We start from the raw sequence: 3486 nt of genomic DNA on the forward strand, positions 1-3486 counted from the left end.
AGCTGCCCTTCTCGCCGCGACCCTGGCGGCCGCGGCCGTACTCGTGCCCGCTGCGCCGGCCGCGGCTCACGACGAGCTGCTGGCGAGTAGTCCGAGCCCCGGCGCGGCACTCGACAGCGCGCCGACGGAGGTGACGCTCACCTTCTCGGCCGACGTGCTGACGATCGGCGCGGCCGTCATCGTCGCCGACGGCGCGGGGAAGGACTGGGCAGCGGCCGCACCCGCCGTCGCCCCGGCATCCGCTCTCGCTACGCTGATCTGGTGACGGATTCGTCGGAACGCGCGGATGCCGCGTGGCGTGCGCGCTGGGAGCAGTCGCCCCTGCGGGAGCGCCTGGACGAGCCGATCGAGCGCGCGACGGAGATCACGCGCAAGACGCTCGGGTGGTTCCCGATCCGCGTTTGGCGTCATTTCCTGCGCGCCAACGGGTTCCTGCTCGCCGCGGCGATCAGCTACCAGTCCCTGTTCGCGATCTTCGCCGTGATCTACTTCGGCTTCGCGATCGTCGGCATCTGGCTCGGGGGCAGCGCTCAGGCCATCGCCGGACTCATCCATATCCTCAACCTCTACATCCCGGGCCTCATCGGGCGCGAGAATGGCCAGGGGCTGGTGAGCGAAGCCGACGTCGCGCAGATCGCGCAGGAGTCGGCGAGTGTGCTCGCTGTCACGGGTGCCGTGGCGTTCATCGCCGCGCTGTGGACGGCGATCGGCTTCGTCACGTTCACCCGGCGCGCCGTGCGCGACATCTTCGGGTTGCCGTTCGACACCCGCAGTTACGTGTTGTTGAAGGCCAGGGACTTCTTCGCGGCCGCCCTGTTCGGACTGGCGCTGGTGATCGGCGCGATCCTCGCCAGCGTCGCTGCGGGTGCGATCGAGCTGCTGTTCCAGCTGTTCCAGTGGCCCGGCTACTCGAACTGGGTGTGGGTGACGGGCCGCATCGCCTCGGGGGCGGTCGCCTTCGCGATCAACACCGCTGCCATCGGGGCGCTGATCCGCTTCCTCACCGGAACCTCGTTACGGTGGCGGCTGATCGTCCCCGGCGCCGCACTCGGCGGCGCCGCGATGGTGGTCCTCCAGTACGGGGCTGGAATCCTCCTCTCCTACTCCCCCTCCAACCCGCTGCTGGCGACCTTCTCGGTCTTCGTCGGATTCCTGCTCTGGTTCCGTTTGGTCGGCATCGTGATCCTCGTCGCGGCGTCATGGGTCGCCCTCACGGCGCAGGACGCGGACGTGCCCATCGAGCAGTTGTCGGCGGACGAGCAGCGGCGTCGCGAGCACGCCGCATTGTTGATCGCCGCGCGGGTACGCGTGCGCGACGCCCACCTCGCGCGCGCCGAAGCACCCTGGTGGCGGCGTTGGCACGAGACGCGTGAGCTCCGGCGCGCCGAAGACGACCTCGCGCGGGTCGAGGCCGACGCTCCCCCGCCCCCGCGCGGCCTCCTCGGCTGAGGGCCGCGGACCCGCGTCGCGTGTCGGCGGCGCTCGTTAGGGTTGACGGGTGCCCCGAAACCTGCGCGTCGCCTCCGTCAACGTCAACGGCATCCGTGCCGCCGCCCGGAAGGGCATGCTCCCGTGGCTTGAGACGGCCGACGTCGACGTGCTGACTCTGCAGGAGGTGCGCGGCGAGGCGACGCACCTCGCCGACGCTCTGCCCGGGTGGCACATCGTCAACGACGAAGCGCTGGCGAAGGGTCGCGCCGGTGTCGCGATCGCGGCTCGCGAGCCGATCGACATCTGGCGCATCGAACTCGGCGACGACACCCTCGATTCCCGCGGACGTTGGGTCGAAGCCGACATCGACGTCGCCGGCGAGAAGGTGACGATCGTTAGCGCGTATGTCCACACCGGCGAAGCCGACACCGAGAAGCAGGTGGCCAAATACGCGTTCCTCGACGCGATGGAATCCCGGATGCCGAAGCTCGGCGAGTTGGCCCTCATCACGGGCGACCTCAACGTGGGTCACCGCGAACTCGACATCCGCAATTGGCGGGGCAACGTCAAGAAGGCGGGCTTCCTGCCACGCGAGCGCGCGTACTTCGACCGCTTCACGGGCCCCGAAGGCGAACAGGTCGTCGGCACGGACGGCACCACCGGCACGGGGCTCGGCTGGGTCGACGTGGGACGCCGGTGGGCGGGCGAGGTCGACGGCCCCTACTCGTGGTGGTCGAACCGCGGCAAGGCGTTCGACACCGACACCGGTTGGCGGATCGACTACCACCTCGCCTCGCCGGCGTTGGCCGCGCGCGTCGTCGACTATCGTGTCGTGCGCGCACCCTCGTGGGACACACGGTGGAGCGATCACGCGCCCGTGGTGGCCGACTACGCGTTCTGAACTGTCCGGCGGAGCTGTCGCCCCGGCGGACGGCAGGGCACCGGCATCCGTTCTCTAGACTTGGACAATGACCAGGCCCCGCCTCTACTCCGGAATGCAGCCCTCCGCCGACTCCCTTCAGATCGGCAACTACATCGGGGCCCTGCTGCAGTGGCGTGACCTGCAGGAGGAGTACGAGGCCTTCTTCTCCGTCGTGGATCTGCACGCTCTGACCCAGCCGAACGATCCGGCGGAGCTGCGGGAGAAGACCCGGCGCACGGCGGCGCAGTACATCGCCGCCGGCATCGAACCGTCGAAGTCGACGCTGTACGTGCAGTCGCACGTGCGCGCCCACGCCGAGCTCGCCTGGGTGCTCTCGACCATCACCGGATTCGGCGAGGCGAACCGCATGACGCAGTTCAAGGACAAGTCGGCGCGGTACGGCGCCGACCAGACGAACGTCGGTCTGTTCACGTACCCGGTGCTGATGGCCGCTGACATCCTGCTCTATCAGACCGACATCGTCCCGGTAGGCGACGACCAGAAGCAGCACGTCGAACTCACCCGCGACCTCGCAGAGCGCTTCAACTCCCGCTACGGCCAGACCTTCCGCATGCCCATGCCGGTGATCCAGCAGGAAACGGCCCGCATCTACGACCTGCAGAACCCCACCGCCAAGATGAGCAAGTCGGCCGAGTCGGATGCCGGGGTGCTGTGGATGCTGGATGACCCGGCCGTGTCGGCCAAGAAGATCATGCGCGCCGTCACCGACAGCGAGGGCGTGGTCCGCTACGACAAGGAGAACAAGCCCGGGGTGTCCAACCTGCTGGTGATCTACGCGGCCCTGACGGGACGTCAGATCCCCTCGATCGAGGACGAGTACGCGGGCCGCGGCTACGGTGACTTCAAGAAGGGGCTCGCGGAGGTGGTCGTGAACGAGTTCGGGCCGGTCCGTGCCCGGGCGCTCGACCTGCTGTCCGACCCGGCCGAGCTCGACCGGGTGCTCGCCGCCAACGCCGACCGCGCCGCCGAGGTCGCCGATGCGACCCTCGCCGACGTGTACGCGAAGGTCGGGCTGCTCCGCCGCGGCTGATCCCTCGGGGGCGCTGTTGCCGCGGGGTCCGGCGCGCACAACTCCGCCTCATCGCGGCATCCCGCCCCGGAATGCCACCCGG

4 protein-coding genes are annotated in these 3486 nt (G+C 69.4%); all 4 read left to right on the forward strand.

What is annotated here, in order from left to right; genetic code table 11:
* Positions 1–265 (forward strand): copper resistance protein CopC (locus I5I_RS17360; RefSeq protein WP_239639969.1); only part of this gene is annotated, 265 nt, incomplete at its 5' end.
* Positions 262–1449 (forward strand): YihY/virulence factor BrkB family protein, encoded by a 1188-nt coding sequence (locus I5I_RS00205; protein ID WP_036314797.1) that lies wholly within the window; start codon positions 262–264, stop codon positions 1447–1449. The genes I5I_RS17360 and I5I_RS00205, both read left to right, overlap by 4 nt.
* A gap of 49 nt (positions 1450–1498) precedes the next feature.
* Positions 1499–2332, forward strand: a complete 834-nt coding sequence (locus I5I_RS00210; RefSeq protein WP_036314800.1) for an exodeoxyribonuclease III — start codon at positions 1499–1501, stop codon at positions 2330–2332.
* Positions 2333–2399: 67 nt separating this feature from the next.
* Positions 2400–3404, forward strand: coding sequence for a tryptophan--tRNA ligase (gene trpS / locus I5I_RS00215; RefSeq protein ID WP_083867881.1), 1005 nt, complete (start codon positions 2400–2402; stop codon positions 3402–3404).
* Positions 3405–3486: the final 82 nt, after the last annotated feature.

The sequence above is a fragment of the Microbacterium sp. B24 genome (assembly GCF_000333415.1).
Lineage (GTDB): Bacteria > Actinomycetota > Actinomycetes > Actinomycetales > Microbacteriaceae > Microbacterium.